The following is a 2,150-nucleotide window of genomic DNA, read 5'->3' on the forward strand; positions in this document are numbered from 1 at the left end:
GCCTCGGCCGCAATCGGGTCGACGCGCTTGTGTACCTTGACGTTGACCAGACGGTCATCTGCCATGTCAGTCACTGGTAGATGTCCTTGGTAAAGCGTCGGCCATTGGCAAACACCTCTAACTCACCGACAACCTGGCGTTTCTCCTTGGGGGCCGGTGGCATCGAGTGCAATTCATCCAGCCCGTCTTGAATCACGGTGATGATTTGCGTCCAGGTTTGCGGGGTGGGGTCGAGACGTAGGACGTTGGACGCCTTGATGGCGGCATTAGCCACCATGCGCACGTCTTCGCAGTCGGTACGCCAACGCCAGATATCGTCTTGGCGCACGGCAAAGGCAGTTGAACCTAAACGCGGTTGCGCCGCGCACAGGACTAAGCAGGGATCACCATTGAGGTAGGTGTAGTGGCGAATCAGCCCGTATTGCCGCTGGGCCTTGCCGGTGTCTTGGATTGGGTCGGGAGCGCTCATGGGCGCAAATCTATAGCGCGCCCCCGGTGTTTCAATCCAGCATGATGACTACAAGAAAATCCCACGCTAAGAGATATACATTGATATATCACAATCAAATGAATATACTTTGATATATCTCAACAGGAGATCAAACATCATGACGCAAGCAGCCAAACTATTTATGAACGGACGAAGCCAAGCGGTGCGGCTACCTACAGCGTTTCGTTTCGATTGCAAAGAGGTCTTCATTCGCCAAGACCCCAATACCGGTGACGTGATTCTGTCACGCAAGCCTGGAACTTGGGACGACTTCTTCGAGCTAATGAAAACTGTCGAGGTACCGGCTGATTTCATGGCTGACCGCCAAGATACACCGCCACAAGCGCGTGACTTATTCTGAGGGTGCCTGTTTGAAATCCACCACCTGCTACATGCTGGATACCAATATGGTGAGCCACATCATCAAAGGCAGCTTACCTGCTGTTCGCGAGAAACTAGTCACCGTGCCTATGGCACAAGTCTGTATATCGGCCATCACAGAAGGCGAATTACGTTTTGGTGTTGCCAAACGACCGGACTCACCAAAACTACATGCCGCCATCCACGAGTTCCTACTTCGTGTAGACACCCTACCGTGGGATAGTGCCGCAGCCGAAAGTTACGGTGAATTGCGCGCTTCGCTAGAGCGTGCAGGCAAACCCCTTGGCAACCTCGATATGCTAATTGCCGCACATGCAATGGCAGCGAGCGTCACACTCATAACAAATGACAAAGCCTTTCTGCAGGTTAAAGGCCTACAAGTCGAGGATTGGTCAAAGTAATCACACCGCCTTGTACCCACGCGCACCCAGTATTTTCGGTCTGTCCGACTGACGCTCAGCACCAGGATTGCCGTTGTGACCCAGTGCCACATACTGCAAGGCATCGTGCGGGTGCGAAAAACGGTTCTTGTCCGGCTTCTCGGTGTATCGCTCTTCCCCTGCTACCTGCATCTTGCGTAGCTGGTAGCCGCCATTGAAGCCCTTGCGCAGCGTCTTGCACGAAGGATCGAGCAACAGTGCAGGCTCACCATCAACCATACGCACCAGAAAGCTTTCCACGGCACCAATCCGCGCTATCGGGGCATTGGTTCGGGTCGGCGTGATATCCAAGCCCTCGTCCCGCAGGATCGAGAAACAGGTTTTCTCATCGGTATCGGAAGCGGCCACGCCTGCCGGGTCGCCCCAGCCGGTGATTTGCTCCCATTCCGCTTGGTCCTCATCCCATTCCAATGTCCACTCCGGGTAAAGCGCTCGAAGCTGGGGTTTCACGACATCGCGGGTGAACTGCTCTACACCCATCCGTTCGGCAATGAACTCGCGCAAGACACGAAGCTGCCCACGTGGGGTGAGTTGAGTGACGATACAGGCGGGCGTCAGCCCAAAATCCCAGCCCAAGCGAATTGCTACGCCTCGCATCGCCTTCAAAGGCTTGTCGCTGACATGCAGCCGGTCATTGAACTGCGGATAGACTGGCTTACCTGTCATCAAGCTACCGTATTCGGCCCGCACATAGACCTTGATCCAGTCCTCTCGCTTGCCCGCACACGAAAACGTGTAGTAACCGGTACGCAGGTTCTGCACATTCTCTGCTTCTGGCGACAGGCCGCTTGGTTGGCTGAAGAATTCAATCAGCGGCTGGTCGGGCCCAAGCACACCTG

Annotated in this window: 4 protein-coding genes; 2 read left to right on the top strand and 2 right to left on the bottom strand. The window is 55.0% G+C overall.

Features of this window, described 5'->3' with window-relative positions; translation table 11 throughout:
- Window positions 1-70 precede the first annotated feature (70 nt).
- A complete protein-coding gene (locus tag CSQ89_RS21250) occupies window positions 71-469 on the bottom strand; it encodes a hypothetical protein (protein ID WP_099407951.1) in 399 nt (132 codons plus the stop codon).
- 139 nt (window positions 470-608) lie between these two features.
- Between CSQ89_RS21250 and CSQ89_RS21255 the strand changes: the two genes are divergently transcribed.
- The gene (locus tag CSQ89_RS21255; RefSeq protein WP_099407952.1) at window positions 609-851 is read left to right on the top strand and encodes an antitoxin; all 243 of its coding nucleotides are present in this window, start codon (window positions 609-611) and stop codon (window positions 849-851) included.
- Between the two features lie 10 nt (window positions 852-861).
- Window positions 862-1,272: a type II toxin-antitoxin system VapC family toxin gene (locus CSQ89_RS21260; RefSeq protein WP_233203406.1), complete on the top strand. Its 411-nt coding sequence runs from the start codon at window positions 862-864 to the stop codon at window positions 1,270-1,272.
- Here the strand turns inward: CSQ89_RS21260 and CSQ89_RS22720 are convergent.
- Window positions 1,273-2,150 (bottom strand): hypothetical protein (locus tag CSQ89_RS22720; RefSeq protein WP_308418199.1); only part of this gene is annotated, 878 nt, incomplete at its 5' end.

Source organism: Chitinimonas sp. BJB300, from assembly GCF_002735695.1.
Lineage (GTDB): Bacteria > Pseudomonadota > Gammaproteobacteria > Burkholderiales > Chitinimonadaceae > Chitinimonas.

Coding starts and splice junctions, on each gene's coding strand:
- CSQ89_RS21250 (WP_099407951.1), bottom strand. CDS start 469: ATGAGCGCTCCCGACCCAATCCAAGACACCGGCAAGGCCCAGCGGCAA.
- CSQ89_RS21255 (WP_099407952.1), top strand. CDS start 609: ATGACGCAAGCAGCCAAACTATTTATGAACGGACGAAGCCAAGCGGTG.